Annotated in this window: 17 protein-coding genes; 6 read left to right on the forward strand and 11 right to left on the reverse strand. The window is 62.3% G+C overall.

All coding sequences use genetic code 11. The annotated features are described in order from the left end of the window. The first annotated feature begins 46 nt into the window (after positions 1–46). The 4 genes from M727_RS0127990 (at position 47) to M727_RS0128005 (ending at position 4605) form a co-directional block, all read left to right on the forward strand. Positions 47–508 (forward strand): tripartite tricarboxylate transporter TctB family protein, encoded by a 462-nt coding sequence (locus tag M727_RS0127990; protein WP_027155399.1) that lies wholly within the window; start codon positions 47–49, stop codon positions 506–508. Between the two features lie 8 nt (positions 509–516). Continuing rightward, complete coding sequence (locus M727_RS0127995; protein ID WP_027155400.1) at positions 517–2022, forward strand: tripartite tricarboxylate transporter permease; 1506 nt, start codon at positions 517–519, stop codon at positions 2020–2022. 47 nt (positions 2023–2069) lie between these two features. After that, a complete protein-coding gene (gene araD, locus M727_RS0128000) occupies positions 2070–3803 on the forward strand; it encodes an L-arabinonate dehydratase (protein WP_027155401.1) in 1734 nt (577 codons plus the stop codon). Between the two features lie 91 nt (positions 3804–3894). Next, positions 3895–4605 carry a ribonuclease activity regulator RraA gene (locus M727_RS0128005; protein ID WP_027155402.1) on the forward strand — a complete coding sequence of 237 codons (711 nt, stop codon included), beginning with the start codon at positions 3895–3897 and terminating at the stop codon, positions 4603–4605. A gap of 519 nt (positions 4606–5124) precedes the next feature. On the opposite strand, the gene M727_RS0128010 is transcribed toward M727_RS0128005, so the two are convergent. From M727_RS0128010 to M727_RS37735, 7 genes are all read right to left on the reverse strand, one after another. After that, complete coding sequence (locus M727_RS0128010) at positions 5125–5553, reverse strand: nuclear transport factor 2 family protein (RefSeq protein WP_027155403.1); 429 nt, start codon at positions 5551–5553, stop codon at positions 5125–5127. A gap of 641 nt (positions 5554–6194) precedes the next feature. Next, positions 6195–7967 carry an adenylate/guanylate cyclase domain-containing protein gene (locus M727_RS0128015; RefSeq protein ID WP_027155404.1) on the reverse strand — a complete coding sequence of 591 codons (1773 nt, stop codon included), beginning with the start codon at positions 7965–7967 and terminating at the stop codon, positions 6195–6197. Between the two features lie 160 nt (positions 7968–8127). Beyond that, positions 8128–8277, reverse strand: a complete 150-nt coding sequence (locus M727_RS41845; RefSeq protein WP_156941652.1) for a hypothetical protein — start codon at positions 8275–8277, stop codon at positions 8128–8130. 3 nt (positions 8278–8280) lie between these two features. Continuing rightward, positions 8281–8610, reverse strand: coding sequence for a DUF2934 domain-containing protein (locus M727_RS0128025; protein WP_027155405.1), 330 nt, complete (start codon positions 8608–8610; stop codon positions 8281–8283). A 124-nt stretch (positions 8611–8734) separates the two neighbouring features. Beyond that, a complete protein-coding gene (locus M727_RS0128030; protein ID WP_027155406.1) occupies positions 8735–9523 on the reverse strand; it encodes a BA14K family protein in 789 nt (262 codons plus the stop codon). A gap of 159 nt (positions 9524–9682) precedes the next feature. Further along, entirely contained in the window at positions 9683–10801 is a 1119-nt protein-coding gene (locus M727_RS0128035; protein ID WP_027155407.1) for a KamA family radical SAM protein, read from the reverse strand. A gap of 98 nt (positions 10802–10899) precedes the next feature. Then, positions 10900–12204, reverse strand: coding sequence for a mechanosensitive ion channel domain-containing protein (locus M727_RS37735; RefSeq protein WP_036263717.1), 1305 nt, complete (start codon positions 12202–12204; stop codon positions 10900–10902). Positions 12205–12766: 562 nt separating this feature from the next. Here M727_RS37735 and M727_RS0128045 point away from each other — a divergent pair. Beyond that, positions 12767–13198 (forward strand): class I SAM-dependent methyltransferase, encoded by a 432-nt coding sequence (locus tag M727_RS0128045; RefSeq protein ID WP_027155408.1) that lies wholly within the window; start codon positions 12767–12769, stop codon positions 13196–13198. Positions 13199–13265: 67 nt separating this feature from the next. Here the strand turns inward: M727_RS0128045 and M727_RS0128050 are convergent, their stop codons facing one another. After that, a complete protein-coding gene (locus M727_RS0128050) occupies positions 13266–14888 on the reverse strand; it encodes an ABC-F family ATP-binding cassette domain-containing protein (RefSeq protein WP_027155409.1) in 1623 nt (540 codons plus the stop codon). Between the two features lie 176 nt (positions 14889–15064). Between M727_RS0128050 and M727_RS0128055 the strand changes: the two genes are divergently transcribed. Then, positions 15065–15394 (forward strand): hypothetical protein, encoded by a 330-nt coding sequence (locus M727_RS0128055; RefSeq protein WP_023799016.1) that lies wholly within the window; start codon positions 15065–15067, stop codon positions 15392–15394. 58 nt (positions 15395–15452) lie between these two features. Here M727_RS0128055 and M727_RS43300 read toward each other — a convergent pair whose 3' ends face one another. The 3 genes from M727_RS43300 to M727_RS37745 are packed head-to-tail and all read right to left on the reverse strand — an operon-like array spanning position 15453 to position 17466. Then, complete coding sequence (locus M727_RS43300; RefSeq protein WP_036263720.1) at positions 15453–15776, reverse strand: hypothetical protein; 324 nt, start codon at positions 15774–15776, stop codon at positions 15453–15455. Further along, complete coding sequence (locus M727_RS43305; protein ID WP_245269027.1) at positions 15752–15946, reverse strand: hypothetical protein; 195 nt, start codon at positions 15944–15946, stop codon at positions 15752–15754. Before M727_RS43305 ends, M727_RS43300 begins: the two co-directional genes overlap by 25 nt. Next, complete coding sequence (locus tag M727_RS37745) at positions 15916–17466, reverse strand: amidase (protein ID WP_245269028.1); 1551 nt, start codon at positions 17464–17466, stop codon at positions 15916–15918. The genes M727_RS43305 and M727_RS37745 overlap by 31 nt, the downstream gene beginning before the upstream one ends. Positions 17467–17546: the final 80 nt, after the last annotated feature.

The raw sequence follows: 17546 nt of genomic DNA on the forward strand, positions 1-17546 counted from the left end.
ATGGGGAGACAGTCGCACCGGCGGGATTGAGAAGGAACGAGGACAAATGCCAGCGATACGGGCGCCAAAAGATTTCTGGGCTGGCATCCTCTATCTCTGCATTGGGGCCACTGCGATCATCATGGCCCGCAGCTATTCGTTCGGCTCAGGGCCGCGCATGGGGCCGGGAAGTTTCCCCACCGTGCTGGGCGGTCTCCTGATGCTGATTGGCGTGGCAGCCTTGGGCAAATCGATGTTGCGCGAGGGTGGTCCCATCGGTGGCATCGGTTGGCGGCCGCTTGCTTTCGTGACATTGGGGACCGTCCTCTTCGGCCTGCTGCTCGAACCGGCCGGAGCTGTCATTGCCATTTGTGCACTTTTGGGGACCGTCTATTTCGCCAGCCGTGAGTCACGCCCGGACCTCGTGACCTTTTGCGCGTTCCTGGCGCTCGTCGCCTTTTGTGTCTTCGTGTTCATCGAGGGACTGGGTGTGCCCATGTCGATACTCGGCGCATGGTTTGAGCGCTAGGCGACAGCATGGACGTTTTCGCAAATCTCCTGCTTGGTCTGCAAACGGCCTTAAGCTTCGACAATCTCCTTTACTGCTTCTTCGGCGTGGTGCTGGGCACCGCAATTGGCGTGCTCCCCGGCCTTGGCCCTACAGCCACCATAGCGATGCTGCTGCCCATTACCTTCGGTCTGGAACCTGTGACCGCGATGATAATGCTAGCCGGAATCTTCTATGGCGCGCAGTATGGCGGATCGACGACGGCCATTCTCGTCAATTTGCCGGGTGAGGCCTCCTCGGTGGTGACGGCTATCGATGGTTACCAAATGGCTCGCAAGGGACAGGCGGGAAGGGCCCTGGCGACGGCAGCCATCGGTTCGTTCTTCGCGGGCACCGTGGCGACGGTTCTCATAGCGTTCTTCGCGCCGCTTCTCTCAGCCGCGGCCCTCAAATTCGGACCGGCGGAATATTTCTCGCTGATGGTGCTTGGTCTGGCCGCGTCCGTGGTGCTCGCCCACGGATCCCTCCTCCACGCAATCGGCATGGTGGTGGTCGGCCTTCTGCTTGGTCTTGTCGGAACCGACGTCACCTCCGGCACCTCGCGTTATACCTTCGGCATTTTCGAACTTTATGACGGCATCGGATTCGTGGTCGTCGCCATGGGAGCTTTCGCCCTCGGCGAAATAGCAACGAATCTCGAAAGCGGGTCCTCGAGGGCGCTCGTGACAAAAAAGGTGACTGGACTGTTCCCGACCAGGGAGGATTGGAAACGCATCGTTGCCCCGATCCTTCGCGGAACGGCTCTCGGCTCGGTGCTCGGCATTCTCCCTGGCGGCGGCGCCATGCTGTCCTCCTTTGCCGCCTACGCCCTGGAAAAAAGGGTGTCCGCCCATCCTGAAGAGTTCGGGCAAGGCGCCATCGAAGGAGTGGCTGGGCCGGAAGCTGCAAACAATGCCGGGGCCCAGACCTCCTTCATTCCGATGCTGACGTTGGGAGTTCCGTCCAATCCCGTCATGGCGCTGATGATCGGCGCGCTCATCATGCACGGCATTCAGCCCGGCCCTTCGGTCATCCATCAGCAGCCGATGCTGTTCTGGGGGCTCATCGTCTCGATGTGGCTGGGGAATCTGATGCTTCTCGTGCTCAATCTGCCTCTGATCGGCTTATGGGTGCGTATGATCGCCGTTCCCTATCGACTGCTCTATCCCGCCATTCTGGTGTTCTGCTGCATCGGGGCCTTCAGCCTCGCCAATACGGTTTTCGACATCTACCTGATGGCGGTTTTCGGACTTCTGGGCTACCTGTTCCGCAAGATCGATTGTGAGCCGGCGCCGATGATGCTGGGCTTCATTCTGGGGCCGATGATGGAAGAATATCTCCGTCGCGCTCTCCTGATTTCCAAAGGCGATATGTCGGTATTCGTTACACGTCCCCTTAGCGCCGTGTTGCTGCTCCTCGCGGTCGTCCTGATGGTAACGGTTCTCGCCCCCGCCATTCGCTTCAAACGGGAGGAGGCCTTCCAGAAAGAAGGCTGAACCAAGTCTCCCTTGCGCCTCCCCTCCACTCGTTTCGAATCGACGCCATGGTCCGCAAAACACCTGATACTCTTAGAAGCGCTCGCTGGTTTGCTCCTGACGACTTGCGCGGCTTTGGACATCGCTCCCGCATCATGCAGATGGGGTATTCGCCCGAGGACTGGCAGGATCGAGCGATTGTAGCGATCATCAATACCTGGTCCGACATCAATCCCTGTCACGCGCATTTCAAGCACCGGGTGGAAGACGTTAAGCAAGGCATCATCCAAGCCGGCGGTCTGCCGATCGAGCTGCCGGCCATCTCCCTCTCCGAAAACTTCGTCAAGCCGACGACCATGCTCTATCGGAATATGTTGGCCATGGAGACCGAAGAGCTGATCCGTTCGCACCCGGTTGATGCAGTGGTGTTGATGGGAGGTTGCGACAAGACCACTCCAGGCCTTCTCCTGGGCGCAACCAGCGCCGACGTACCCGCGATCTACCTGCCGGCTGGTCCGATGCTGCGCGGCAATTGGAAGGGCAATGTGCTTGGCTCCGGCTCCGACGCCTGGAAATATTGGGACGAACGCCGCGCCGGAAACATCTCCAAGCAGGATTGGGTTGATGTCGAAGCAGGCATCGCCCGCTCCTATGGCCACTGCATGACCATGGGCACGGCCAGCACCATGACAGCCATCGCCGAGTCCCTCGGGATGACCTTGCCCGGCGCTTCATCCATTCCGGCGGCTGACGCCAATCATATTCGAATGGCGCGCGCCGTCGGCCGTCGCATTGTCGAAATGGCGTGGGAAGACCTCAAACCCTCCCTCATCCAGACGCGCGAGAACTTCGAGAACGCCATCACTGTGGCCATGGCCATGGGCTGCTCTACCAACGCGGTTATTCACCTGATCGCTCAGGCCCGCCGCGCCGGCCAAGGCATCAGCCTCGATGATTTCGATTCCGCCAGCCGTAGAATTCCGGTCATCGCCAATGTCCGGCCTAGCGGCTCCGCCTATCTCATGGAAGATTTCTACTATGCCGGCGGCATTCTCGGCCTGATGACGCGGCTTAAGGACTTCCTTTATCTCGACGCACCGTCGGTGAATGGCAAGACCCTCGGGGAGAACATCGCGTCCGCCGAAGTCTACAATGACGACGTCATCCGAACCGTCGACAATCCCATCTATCACGAAGGAGCGCTTGCCGTCTTGCGGGGCAATTTGGCGCCCGACGGGTGCGTGATGAAGCCCAGCGCCTGCGCGCCCCATCTGCGTAAGCATTCCGGCCCTGCCATGGTGTTCGACGACTACCTGACGATGAAGACTACGCTGGATCAAGACGATCTCGATGTAACGGCGGACCATGTGCTCATCCTTCGCAATGCCGGTCCCATTGGGGGGCCGGGCATGCCGGAATGGGGCATGCTGCCGATCCCTGCGAAGCTCGTGCGGCAAGGCGTTCGCGACATGGTGCGAATCTCGGACGCCCGCATGAGCGGCACCAGTTATGGGGCCTGCATCCTGCATGTCGCCCCGGAGTCCCATGTGGGAGGTCCTCTAGCCCTGGTTCAGGATGGAGATATAGTTTCAGTCGACGTCGCCCAGCGAAGCATCACCCTGGGCGTGGCTGACGAGATACTGGCGCAACGCAAAGCCGCGCTCGCCAAGCCGCAACAACGGTTTGGACGCGGCTATGGCTGGATGTTCAGCCAACACATCACGCAGGCCAATGAAGGATGCGACTTCGATTTCCTCGAGACGCAGCACGGCAGCAAGGTTGGAGAGCCCGATATCTTCTAGACAACAAACATCGTGATGAATGCTTGGCCGCTTGGCGCTGTCCGGCCAGCCTCATCCCGGCAAACGCCATATTGAACAGATAGGAATTCCGGTGAACGAAGCTCTGCGTGAAAAACTGAAACTTGTTTCCGTCGCGACCTTGGCCACGGCGCTCTTCAAGCGCGGCCTGCGCAACCAGGTGATCCAAGGCGTACACCCGATCAGGGCGAAGGGGGTCAACATGGTGGGTCCAGCCTATACCCTGCGGTACATTCCGGCTCGGGAAGACAGAAACGAACTGGCTGTATTCCGCAATCCCGAGCACCCTCAGCGCGTCGCGGTGGAAAGCTGCCCCGCCGGCCATGTGCTGGTAATGGACAGCCGTAAGGACCCGCGCGCCGCCTCGGCGGGCGATATTCTGGTCACACGCCTTATGGTGCGGGGCGTCGCTGGAGTGGTTACCGATGGCGGGTTCCGCGATGCAGCCAACATAGGCGGACTGAACATACCCGCCTATCACACGCGCCCTTCCAGCCCCACCAATCTCACGCTTCACGAAGCGCTGGATCTCAATGTCCCGATCGGGTGCGGCGATGTAGCGGTGTTTCCTGGCGACATCCTTGTCGGTGACGACGACTGCGTGATCGTGGTGCCACAGGGTATTGCCGAGGGGGTGGCCGACGAGGCGGTCGAGATGACCGCCTATGAGGATTTCGTGGTCGACCGGGTCAGGGCCGGCACGCCGGTAATCGGGCTCTATCCTAAGACCCAGGAACGCTTCACCGACGAGTTCGCCGTTTGGCGCAAGCAGAACAATCGATGATTTGCGCGAATCGGACACACCGGAAGGATCCGAAAATGACTAACTGCATATGGCCTGATCAACGGGGAATGGGTGGGCCCGGACGGTACCGAGAACATCAATCCGTCCAACACTCCCGAAGTGGTGGATCTTGATGCCCGCGCTACCGCTGAGTTATCGCACGAACGTCGGCTTACGGGAAACATCAGGAAGGTCAGTAAATAGCGCGCGAAGCCGCCGTCAGCATAGTTGTTTGGGATGTCGGCTTTTGGGAAGAAGCAAAGCTGATCTCTACGACCGAGACTGGGCGCGTTGCTGACATTCGCAACGCCGAGAATGAAGGTCTCGAACGGGTCAGACCCGGACATCACGCCAGCCGACCTAAACGTCTGCTTTAGCAGGGCGGTTCTTGAAAGCTGCCTGACCGGAATCGGCCGCAAGGCTGACTGTCAGCAACGCGCCGCCAAATCGACCGTTCACCTACGAACCCTTGCCGCCTGAAAGCCGACGCCCCTGTTGAGGACGTTAGGCGTTCCGGAACTACGGCAAGAGATCCGTCACAGCGCGCCCACTTCCGTCCATTGCCATAGGGAAGCTGGCATGTTCGTGGATGATTTTCCAAGAACCGGCGATGCGCCTTAGCACGATGGTTCGCCGGCTCCAGGAGTCGACCTTTGTGCCATCGGTCTTAATGCCAGTCATGCGCGACAGCCCGAAGGCCACTGCAAGATCGCCGTCGATCATGAGCTGCGGGTCAGCCATGTGAACGGTGACGCCGTTGCGCCAAGTTGCAAACCAAGCATTTATCCCTTCGATGTCGCGTGCCTGTTCGCCTCGATAGGCAAGCGGCGGCGGCAGATCGAAAACCACGACATCCGGGTCCATGGCATCGACGTTGGCGCGGGCGTCCCCCTTGGCAGTTGCGTCTTCCTGGCCCCGGATGACAGACAAGATTTCCTTTTCAGACATATCGTTGCTCCTTCATTTTCTGGAACGACGAGGCCGGGGCGATCAATCCGACATCGACACCATCGTAACAAATATGGCCGGTCCTAGCTGCTGTTGCATCGTGGTATCAAGAGTGATGAGCCCCCTCATCTGCCGGACATCGCATCATCGGGGCTCTAGTGGCCCACCACGAGTGCCAATACGACTAAGACCCCGACCAGCAAGATGGCTGGTCGAACGCGATCAACCGCGGCGGGTTGGGGCATGGCGGGTGGCGTCTTTAGTTCCAGCCGAGTTACCAACGCGGCATGAGACTTTCGATCATTGGCTTCACTCGTGCACCGGCAGCATGCCGCGTGGTTCACGAGTTAGTCGGCGTGGATCGGCTCACTTCGACCCATGAAAAAAGATAGTTTGGGGCGGTAGAAATCGGCCAATGCCGTTCGGCTAGGGTTGGTGGCCTGTGACGTCGTATGATGTGGGCCAATCCGACACATATGGCGCTTTCCAGTTCAACTTCCGCTAGTCGCTCCATGTGTCCAAAAGCCGACAGTCCGCTTTCGGCCCCGCTCCAGTCATCAACGCGCCGCACAGCGGTCGTGCTGTTCCTTCGAAGCAGTGGCTGCAGGAGGTTCAATACCGGACCTCGCCCGGTCAGGTGCTCATACGAGCCCGGCTTTGCGAAGGCCATCCACGATCAGCTCGAAATCGTTGGGATCCTTGTAGGGCAACACTTTGCGGCGATGTTCCAGAGAATATTGGGGGTTGACGCGAAACACTTCCTGCCACTCGCGACGGGCTTCTTCGAACCGACCCAGATGGCCGTAGCTCGCCGCCAGGAGCACGCGTGAGACGTCGGTGGAAGGGTTACGAACAAGTCGCCGCCTCAGGATCCCAATTGCCTCTTCGTACCTGCGCAACTGGAACATCGCTTGCGCCTGGAAGTGAAGGTACACGTCCGGATAATACGGGTTCAAGGCCATTGCCCTGTCGAAACACCGGAGTGCGTCCTCAGGCTTGCCGGAATAATGCAGTGCGTAACCGAGATTTTCGTGCCCCTCGGCAAGATTTGGCGCAAGAGCGATCAAGCGTTTGGCCGAGCAGATGGCCGCCTCATGCCGTCGCGAATACAATTCGACGATGCCCAGCGCCCAATGTGCGTAAGGATATCGATCGTCGAGCGCCACTGCCCGTGCCGCGAACATTTCCGCTTGTGCCCTTGCGTTCGACCACGACGAGCTCCACTGGTTTGCATAGTCCAGTATGTTTGCGAACGCGAGGAACGCGTAGGCGGGAGCGAATTTCGGGTCGAATTCGACAGCGCGCTGCAACAGCTCCCGGCCCTTGATGTTTTCCGCTTTCGTGAACCGCCATAGCTGCTCTCGGCCATGAAGAAAGCAGTCATATGCGTCCAGGTTGCCGGTTTGCTCGGTCGCGAGCCGCTGCTGGTCGCCCTTTGTCAGGTTGAGCGCCAGCGCGTCGACAATTTGCTGCGTAACGTCGTCCTGTACAGCAAAGATATCGGTCAGGTTGCGATCGAAGCGCTCCGCCCACAGATGTCCGCCTGTGGTCGCGTCAATAAGCTGCGCGGTGATACGTACCCTGTTGCCGGATTTGCGGACGCTGCCCTCCAGCACGTAATGCACGCCGAGGTTCCGGCCCACCTCCTGAATGTTCACGTTCCTGCCCTTGAAAGTGAAGGACGAATTGCGAGCGATCACAAACAGCTGCGACAGCTTTGAGAGAGCTGTGATGATGTCTTCGGAGATTCCGTCGGCGAAATATTCCTGCTCGGCATCACCGCTCATGTTGGCAAAGGGCAGCACGGCGATCGATAACTGAGGCCGTGCCGCTGTCGAAAGCAGAGCTTCCGAAAGTTCGGGCGTCACAGGCGCCTTTGCGTGAACCGCGGTGCCGACTCGGAGTGAATAAACCCGGATCGGCTCGGCAATATTCTTGAGCTGGGTGTCGCCGAGATCATTGACCGAAACGTCTAGTCTCGTCTTGACTTGCCGATAGGCGTCTTCGGACAGGCAGATGGTGCCCGGGGCAGCGACACCCTCCAGACGCGAGGCAATGTTGACGCCGTCGCCCATCAGGTCGCCGTCGCTTTCTTCGACCACGTCGCCCAAATGTATCCCAATCCGAAACTCGATGCGGCGGTCCTCGGGCACGCCGGCGTTGCGCTCGACCATGCCATTCTGCACTTCTATGGCGCAGCGCACGGCGTCTACCACACTGCGGAATTCAACCAACGCACCATCGCCTGTGCGCTTGACCATACGACCGTTGTACACGGCGATGGTCGGGTCAATCAGGTCGCTACGAAGTGCCCGCAACCGGGCCAAAGTACGATCTTCATCCGCGCTCGCCAGCCGGCTGTACCCAACCACATCAGCGGCAAGGATCGCGGCTAGCTTGCGGCTCTCGCTCACGGGCCAATCTCCTCGTATCCACAATAACACGAAGAGGCAGGGAAACATGAAAGTTCGCTGTCCCCATCAGAGCGGTATCCTGCACTCGCTAGAATTCTACACCCTACGCCGAAGTAAGGGGTCATCCGGCGCGCTGCCTGGCAAGGGACGGCACGCCCCCTCAATGCCTCTTGAAATACTGCACCTCGCGTTCGTGCTTCTGCGCAGCCTCGCGGCTGTCAAACGTCCCGAGATTGCGGCGCTTGCCGGTCTTTTCGTCCTTCTTGCGCGAATAGAGGCGGTATTTTCCGTCTTTGAGTTTTCTGATCATCTGTCACTCCCCGAGCCGCTGCTTCCCCTTGAGATTGCGCGCGGCTTGTTCGATCGCCGCTCGGTCGTTGCCCAGCCTGTCGATCAGTTCCTGCGCCTGTTCGCCCGATATGCCGGTGCGCACAGCCAAGGCCTCCACCGTCAAGACGTCGGAGCTCGCGACCTCGCGGGTTTCCGGCAGGGCATCGCCTGCGGTCAGCGGCAGGGCTGCCTCCCTGTCGATCTCGGCCTCGGCGCGGTGCCAGTGCCGCTCGGGATCGCCATGGATCCCGCCTTCGCGTTCCCAGATCTGGTATGCGCGCTCACGAATCTTGTCTTCCCGGTCGTCGGCCATGTTGATTCCTCCTTTTTGTATCGGATGACCGCCGCGCCAGCCCGAACGATCCAAGAAGTCTGCGCGATCGGCGGTCGCACAGGCGCCATGCACTGCGGCCGCCAGTCCGCCACCCTGCCCCCACCTACTCGCACTGCCGGCGCGGGCCGCCGGAATAGGGCTGGTAGGTGTTGTCTTCCGGCCGATAGGAGCGGTAGCGGCTGAAGCAATATTGCACGTGGTCGGGCGGAAGCCAGGCGCCGCCGGTTTCATCCGCCGGAACGTCGCCGTCCATCGACCACGTGTCGGTCGCCTTGACATAGCTGGCGCCATCGTCGGCAGGCTGTGCGGCGCGGTCGGCCGCACCGGCATCGAGATAGGGCGAGATGCAGGGACGTTGCTCTCCGCTGTAGGATATGTAGTGGTCGTCGCTTGGCCTGTAGGAGCGGTAGCGGCTTGCGCACCATTCCACATGGGCGGCGGGCATCGCCTGCTGCTCGTCGGTTGCCGGCGTTGCCGGCTTGATGGAGGCGGTAGCGGTGGTGTCGGGCGCCGAAGCTGTGGCATCGGCAGGTTTCGCGGTACGATCAACTGGGACCTGATCAACCGGGGCCTGATCAAATGGAGCCTGATCAAATGGGGCCTGATCAGCCGGGACCTCTGCAACCTCTGGGACCGCTGGTATCTCTGCGACCTTTGGGACCGCTGGTATCTCTGCGACCTCTGGGACCGCGCGGGCGGGAAGGCGCTCAAGCTGCTGCGAAGCGGGGTTGACCTTCCGCGGCTCCCTCGGCCACAGTTCGGCAACGCTGGAAGTCGGAGCGACCGGCCGCACCGGCTCGGCGGAGAGAATCCAGAGGGCGAAAGCCAATCCGCTGGCGAAAACCGCCAGCGTCAGCACGAAGCCGCCAAGTACCGCCGATAAAGCTTTCACCTTGCGCTCCTTTTGCCCCGTCATCTGTTAAAATGCGAGGCATTGGATCCGGTTCCAACTAGCGCGGCAGCATGAACTTCCGTGCGCAAAGGAAGCCCCTCTCCGTCTCGGCTTCGCCGAGCCATCTCTCCCCGCTTCGCTGGGCGAGGAACCAAGCTTTCAAGGGTCACCGACAAGCTCGGTATAGGTCCTCAGCTCGCCATCCTGCCCGCGAATCCGCCAGGTGTCGCCGTCCTGCGCCTCGACATAGCACGGGCCGAGCGGCACTTTGCCGCCGCCATCGGGCAGATCCAGCACGTAGACGGGGTTGCAGATGCCCGACAGGCGCGCCCGCAAGGCGCTGACCAGCGCCCGTCCCTCGGCAATCGTGGTGCGCCGATGCGCCATGCCACGGGCGAGGTCGCCGTGGTGCAGGTAATAGGGTTTCACGCCGAGGCGGTACATCAGCTCGCGGCACAGCTCCTCCAGCACCTCGACGGTGTCGTTGACGCCTTTCAGCAGGACGCTCTGGTTGAGCAGCACGAAGCCGCCCTGCCGCAACGCGCGGCAGGCTCCTTCGGTGGCCGGCGTGATCTCCCGCGCGTGGTTGAAATGGGTGACGACTGTGACCATCAGCCGGCCCTGCAGCGAGCGAACCAGCCCTGACGTGACGCGCGAGGGCAGCGCTACGGGCACGCGGGTGTGGATGCGCAAGAGCCGCACATGCGCAACCGCCTCGATGCGGGCGCGGATTTCTGCCAGCGCCTTGTCCGGCAGCGACAGCGGGTCGCCTCCGGTCAGGATCACCTCGCGGATTTCGGGGTGGGCCTCGATATAGGCGAAGGCCGGCTCCAGCGCCTCGCGCGAAAAACCCCGGCCGATCGAGGTCAGCGACTCCTTGCGAAAGCAGAACCGGCAATAGACCGCACACTGATAGGTCGCAAACAGCAGAACCCGGTCGGCATGGCGATGCGTCAATCGCGGCACCGGGCTGAAGGCGTGGTCGGCGATCGGATCGTCGAGTTCGCCTTCCTGCTCAGCCAGTTCGTCGGGCGACGGGATGACCTGAAGCCGGATCGGGTCGGCGGGGTCGCTCCAGTCGATCAGGTCGAGGTAGGCTTTTGGGATGCGAACCTTGTGGCGCGTGGCCGCGGCTTGAGCCGCCGCGCGCTCGGCTGGCGACAGCGGCAGGGAATCGAGGTCGCGCACCTGCCGCACGCCGGCGCGAACATCGCCCTGCCACGCGGCGTCGTCGTCGGCCGCCATGCCGGCATCGGGGGTGTCGAGGTGTGAGGTCATCGCAGGCTCCTTGAATTCGGGCTGGATACAGCATTGGAGCCGGGGTGCGAACCCTTGCCGGATGTACTCGGCCCCGCGATCCTGCTGCACCCTACCCTTCAGCGCCCGCCTGATTTCTCAGCACGCCCGTCCGGCTTCATGATGATCTCGCGATGCGGATAGGGGATGTCGATGCCGTTTTCCCTAAAAGTGTCCCACAGCGCCAGCAGCACCCTGCCGCGCACGTTGGTCAGGCCCTGCTGAGGGTCGTGGATCCAGAAGCGCAGGACGAAATTGAGCGAGGATTCGCCGAAGTCGGTGAGCCAGCAGACCGGCCGCCGGTCCGCTTCGACCCGGCCGACGCTCATGGCGGCCTTGATCGCCAGTTCACTGACCTTATGCGGGTCGGCGCCGTAAGAGACCCCGAAATTCACGTCGAGTCGCACGAGGTTGTCGCTAAACGACCAGTTGATGACCCTTTGGGTGATGAAGTCCTCGTTCGGGATCAGGTACTCGCGGCCGTCGCGCGTCACCACCGAGACAAACCGCGCCCGCAATTCGCGTACCCAGCCAAAAGTGCCTTCGAGCGAAATGGTGTCGCCCGGCTTGATCGACTTGTCGAGCAGGATGATCATACCGGAGACGAAATTTGAAACGACCTTTTGCAGCCCGAAAGCCAAGCCGACGCCGACGGCACCGGAAAATATCGTCAGAGCGGTCAGGTCGAGACCGACGGAAGACAGGGCGATGGCACCCGCCACCAGCACAAGGCCGACCTTTGCGACCTTGCCGACGAGGACGCGGATCGAGGGTGTCAGCTCTTCGGAGATCCGGACGCGCTCGTCGATATACTTGCCGACGACCACCGCAAGCCAAACCGTGGCGATCAGCAGCAGCGCCGCTTTCAGCACCATGAGCGCCGAAAGGCGCACCGCGCCCAAAGGTATTGCAAGGCCGTCCAGGAAAGTCGCGGCGTCGTCATCGATGCCCAGGATGACAAGGGCCGCATAGATCCAGGTCAGCCAGGCGAGAGCCCGCGCGACAAAGCGGTTGCGGACGATGCGCGACAGCACCGACGCAAACAGCCACGCAAGCGATAGCGAGAGCGCGATATAGATGAAATGGGTCCGGCTTGGCCAGGTGACGGCGCGCATGAGAACGAGCGCGGCAAGCAGGAAGACCGTGAACAGTATCCAGTCGGTGCGCCGCAACAAGGCAACGACGACCCTCAACAGCCCGGGATGCCCCTTGATCTGGCGTGCCCGGTTCTCCACCAGCGGTTCGATGCGCTGCGCCGCGAGCTTGGCGACGAGGAAGAGCGTGACGATGATGGCAGCCTGATAGAAGAACCACGGCGTGACGGCGTAGTCGAACCACCGGCTGGCCCAGGCCAGCGATTCATCGATAGCGTTGCGAAAATCCATTCCCACACGACCGTTATGGAACAGCACAATGTCGCCGGCCTGGTGCAGGGTCAAGCCAGCGCTCTGCGCTTCAGCCCCGCGCCCCCGGCGCGCCTCTTGGCCGGTAGGCTCAACATGTCAGGCATAGCCGCCGCCATGACGCGCGCGACCAGGAGGCGGCCGCCAGAATCATCAACTGATTGGAAACAACCGCTGGAAAATCGCCAGCGCGCAACATTGAATCACCATTACATTAGCTTGCTCTTAAATTAGATTTAGCGTATATATGCAGCTGGCCGGTGATCTACCCCCCAACCGGTTAGGCTCGGCGCCAGTCCCGCCCCCCTCAGGCCAACGACGCCGGGCCGCTCGGGGTTTATTCTCTCTTTAAGTATCCCTACTGTTCCTGTCGCGCAGTTGAGAAGTCGACCGATGGTCCGACTCTTCGATATCGATCAAGGGGCGCCCTCCTCAATAACCGGCGGTGAACACTTCGACGATGTCCGCGATCCCTCAGGTGTCGGCCTTCCCGTCGCCAGCCATGGTCGCTAATCTCGGCTCACGGAAAGGCTGGAAAAGAGGAATGGCGAACGACTTATCGCCAAGGCTTTTGGCGATCGTTGACGCCCTGCCTTTGCGGCACGGCATGCGCGTGCTGGAGATCGGCTGCGGCCCGGGTGCTGCAGCGCGCGAGATCGTGCGCCGGATTGGCGACGGTCACGTGCTGGCGATCGACCGCTCGGCCAAAGCCATCGCGCAGGCCGGGGCCGCCTCGCGCGCCGAGATTGCAGCGGGCCGGCTGAGCTTTCGTCAGATCGCCATCGAGGATTTCCAGTTGGAGGCGGACGAGAAGCATTTCGACATTGCCGTTGCGGTGCGCGTCGGCGCGTTGGACGGGCGTCATCCCGAGGCAGGAAAAATCGCCCTGCAACGGCTCAAGGCCGCGTTGACGGCGCAAGGCCGGCTGTTCATCGACGGCGGCGATCCGCTGCGCGAAATTGTGATTCACGGCTGAGCAGCCCGTGCTTCCTTTCCGGAATCGAGCGTTTGGGTCATGGTGAGCGGCAACGCCGCTCTGCGCCTCAGCTCCGCAGCCCAGGCGCCTCCTGCCCCGTTCTCTCGACATACTCCGTATAGCCCCCGCCATAGGTATGAATCCCCTCTGGCGTCAGTTCCAGAACCCGGTTCGACAGTGCCGCCAGAAAATGCCGATCGTGCGAGACGAACAGCATGGTGCCCTCATACTGCGAAAGTGCCGTGATCAGCATCTCCTTGGTGGCGATGTCGAGGTGGTTGGTCGGCTCGTCCAGCACCAGCAGGTTGGGCGGGTCGAACAGCATCAGCGCCATCACCAGCCGCGCCTTCTCGCCGCCCGACAGCACCCGGCATTTCTTGTCGATCTCGTCGCCGGAAAAGCCGAAGCAGCCGGCCAGCGCCCTGAGCGGCGCCTGGCCTGCCTGCGGAAACGCGTCTTCCAGTGTCTGGAACACGGTGCGTTCGCCCTCCAGCACTTCCATGGCGTGCTGGGCGAAATAGCCCATCCTGACGCTCGGCCCGCGCGCCACCGTGCCGTTGTCCGGCGCGGAGGCGCCGGCGACCAGCTTCAGCAGCGTCGACTTGCCGGCACCGTTGATGCCCATCACGCACCAGCGCTCGCGGCGGCGCACCTGGAAATCCAGCCCCTGATAGATCGGGCGGCTGCCATAGCCCTTGTGGACGTTCTTCAGCGTCACCACGTCCTCGCCGCAGCGCGGCGCCGGCTGGAAATCGAACGACACTTTCTGGCGGCGTTTTGGCGGCTCGACGCGGTCGATCTTCTCCAGCTTCTTCACCCGGCTCTGCACCTGGGCGGCATGTGACGCCCGCGCCTTGAAGCGCTCGATGAAGGCGATCTCCTTGGCCAGCATCGCCTGCTGGCGTTCGAACTGCGCCTGCTGCTGCCGGTCGGCGATAGCACGCTGCTGCTGGTAGAATTCATAGTTGCCGGAGTAAGCGGTCAGCGCGCCGCCATCGATCTCCACCACCTTGTCGACGATGCGGTTCATGAACTCGCGGTCGTGCGAGGTCATCAGCAACGCGCCGTCATAATTCTTCAGGAACTGTTCCAGCCAGATCAGGCTTTCCAGGTCGAGATGGTTGCTCGGCTCGTCAAGCAGCATGGCGTCGGGCCGCATCAGCAGGATCCTGGCCAGCGCCACGCGCATTTTCCAGCCGCCGGAAAGTTTTCCGACGTCGCCGTCCATCATCTCCTGGCTGAAGCCGAGGCCGTCCAGCACTTCGCGGGCGCGGCCATCCAGCGCATAGCCGTCGAGCTCCTCGAACCGCGCCTGCAGGTCGCCATAGCGGGCGATGATCGCGTCCATCTCGTCGGCGCGATCGGGATCGCCCATGGCCGCTTCGAGCGCGCCCATCTCAGCCGCCACTTCGCTCACCGGCCCGGCGCCGTCCATCACTTCGGCAACCGCGCTGCGGCCCGCCATGTCGCCGACATCCTGGCTGAAATAACCGATGGTGACGCCGCGATCGACCGAGACCTGGCCCTCGTCGGGCTGCTCCTCGCCGTTGATCATGCGAAACAGCGTCGTCTTGCCGGCGCCGTTGGGGCCGACCAGGCCGACCTTCTCGCCCTTCTGCAGGGAGGCGGAGGCCTCGATGAAGACGATCTGCCGGCCGTTCTGCTTGCTGATGCTTTCCAGTCGAATCATGCTTTTCACGCGCGCCCAATGGATTTTCCCCGCGCCAATACGCGATAGGCGGCGCCTGCGGAAGCCCGCAAATCACGGGAATAGGACGCCACATTCGAAGTTCGAACTGAATTAGCGGAACCTCGGATAGTGCCGGCAGTTTAGAAAGATGACCTCAAACAGCGAAGGAGGACGAGATGAAGACCCTAACCGCTATTTTGCTCGCCACCTCAATGATCGGGCTCACGGCCGGCACGGCAAGCGCTACCTGCCACGACACGACCGCATCGATCGAAGCTCAATCAGGCGTCGCAAAAGACGCAACGCGCGCGCCCCTCGAAACCGACGCGAATACCGGTAACAGGGTAAAGGGCGGCCCGGCCAACAAGACCGGCAACACCATGCCGCTTGCCAACCAGGAAGCCGGTGGCGATAAAAACCTTGCCACCTCGCAGCAGGATGTCGAGGCGCAGCAGGAGGGCGAGAAGACAGCAGCGGCCAAGGCCGACCCCTGCAAGCCGGACTGACGCGAATTGAAAAGCCGTTTGCAGACGGCGCGCCGTAGCACAAGGCGAAGCGCGATGGTCACCCGATCCCGCCGGTCACCATATAGGCGCCGGCGGCGCGTCCGTCTTCAAGATGCACGACAGCGGTGACGATCGAGCCGTACGAGCCGCGCCAGACGCTGTGGGTCCTCTCATGCTCTTTGGCAGGCACGACCGCACGCCCGGTCAAGCGCGCGCCGGTCTGCTGCATGGTGACAGGCTCGCCGTTGACATGCACCTTCACACGAGTGTCGGTTCCGGCCTCGCCATCGATGTCGAGCGTGATGGTTATCTCATCCTGATCACCGGCATGGCGCGTCTCGGCGGCAAGCGCGACGGTCAGCGGCGGCGCCTCGCCGGGCATGCTCGCGTTGTGTCGGGCGAAAAAAACATCGTCGGGAGTTCCGGCGTGCGCGGCGGGCGGCTGCGGCGTTGGCCAAAACGCTCGAAGTCGCCGGCCAGCCGCAGCAGCCGGGTGTCGTCATAGGCCTTGCCGGCGAAGGTTAGGCCGACCGGCATCCCGATATCGGCCATCGCGCGCATCGGCACCGTGACGGTCGGAATGCCGAGATGGCGCGGCACCAGATTGCCATTGGCGACCCAGGTTCCGTTGCGCCAGGCCAGCGCTGCGGAGGCCTCGTTGACATCCGCATCGGCCGGTCCGACATCGGGACGGCGGGAAACACCACTGCGTCGAGCCGTTGTGCGTCGAGCCAATCCACGAAATCGATGCGCAGCGTCGCCTCCAGGCCTTTCACGCCGGCCTGCAGCTCGGGAATGGCCAGGAATGCCGTGACGCCGCGCTTGGCCCGCTCGACACATTCCGCCACATCAAAACTGTCCTCATAACGGTCCGGCAGCGTGCCCGGCGGCTGCGGAAAGATTCTTGCGCCGTCGACCGACGCGAGATCGGGGATGGTAGGGTCGGCATTGGCGCGCAGGAAATCGTCCCAGGCGAAGACGCACAGGTCCCATATCTCGCGCTCGGCGAATGCTGCCGGAACCAGCCCGCGATCGACCATGTTTTTTGTTCCCGGCCGGTCGCGCTCGTAGTTGGAGACGACGGGAAAATCGACCTCGACCACATCAGCGCCGAGCCGCCGCAGATCCGCTGCCGCCTGTTGCCACAGCTCCAGCACCGAGGCGCGGGTCTGGATCGCAATTTCGGCCTCCGTATCGCGGCCGATATACATGCGGGGCACGCCGAGCCGCATGCCTCGCAGCGCTCCCTCCAGCTCGAGGCCGGTGTAGCGTGGCGGCCGTACGTCCGAGCTCTTCGGCAGCGCCACCCAGGGCTGCGCGCGCCAGAAATCGCCGCTTGTGTCCGGGTCGTCGGCGACGATCACGTCGAGCAGTTCGAGCATGTCGGGCACGCTGCGCGTGTGCGGCACCACCACGTCCATCGTCGGCACCAGCGGCCAGTTGCCGCGCACCGAAATGACGCCGCGCGACGGCGTGTAGGCGACCAGCGCGTTGTTCGACGCCGGCGCGCGGCCCGACGACCATGTCTCCTCGCCAAGCCCGAAGGCGGCGAAGCTGGCGGCGGTCGCGGTGCCGGAACCATTCGACGAGCCCGACGCGAAGGCGGCGGTCAGGTAATCGGCATTGTAGGGGCTTTCCGCCCGGCCGTAGACGCCGCGCTGCATGCCGCCATTGGCCATCGGCGGCATGTTGGTCAGCCCGATCAGCACCGCGCCGCCGGCCCGCAGCCGCCCGATGGTGAAGGCGTCCTCGTTGGCGATGAGATGCTCGAAGGCCGGCGAGCCGGCGGCCACTGTGAGGCCTGATACCTTGTAGCTGTCCTTGGCGGTATAGGAGATGCCGTCCAGCGGCCCGAGCGCAGCACCTTTCCTGCGGCGCCAGTCGGACGCGGCCGCCTCCTCGAACATTTTGGGATTGAGCACGGGAACGGCGTTGAGGGCAATGCCATGGCGGTCGTACCTGGCGATGCGCCTGAGATACGCGCCGACCAGCTCGACGCTGGTGACGGTGCCGGCCTCCAGCGCCTGCCGCAGCTGTGCGATGGACGCCTCGACGATGTGGAGATCGATCACTTTGGGAAAGCCAAGCGTGTGTTATCCAAAACAGTGTCGAATATGATCTTCGCCTATAGTGTCTTGGTGTCCAACGGACC

The sequence above is a fragment of the Mesorhizobium sp. WSM2561 genome (genome assembly GCF_000513915.1).
GTDB lineage: Bacteria > Pseudomonadota > Alphaproteobacteria > Rhizobiales > Rhizobiaceae > Mesorhizobium > Mesorhizobium muleiense.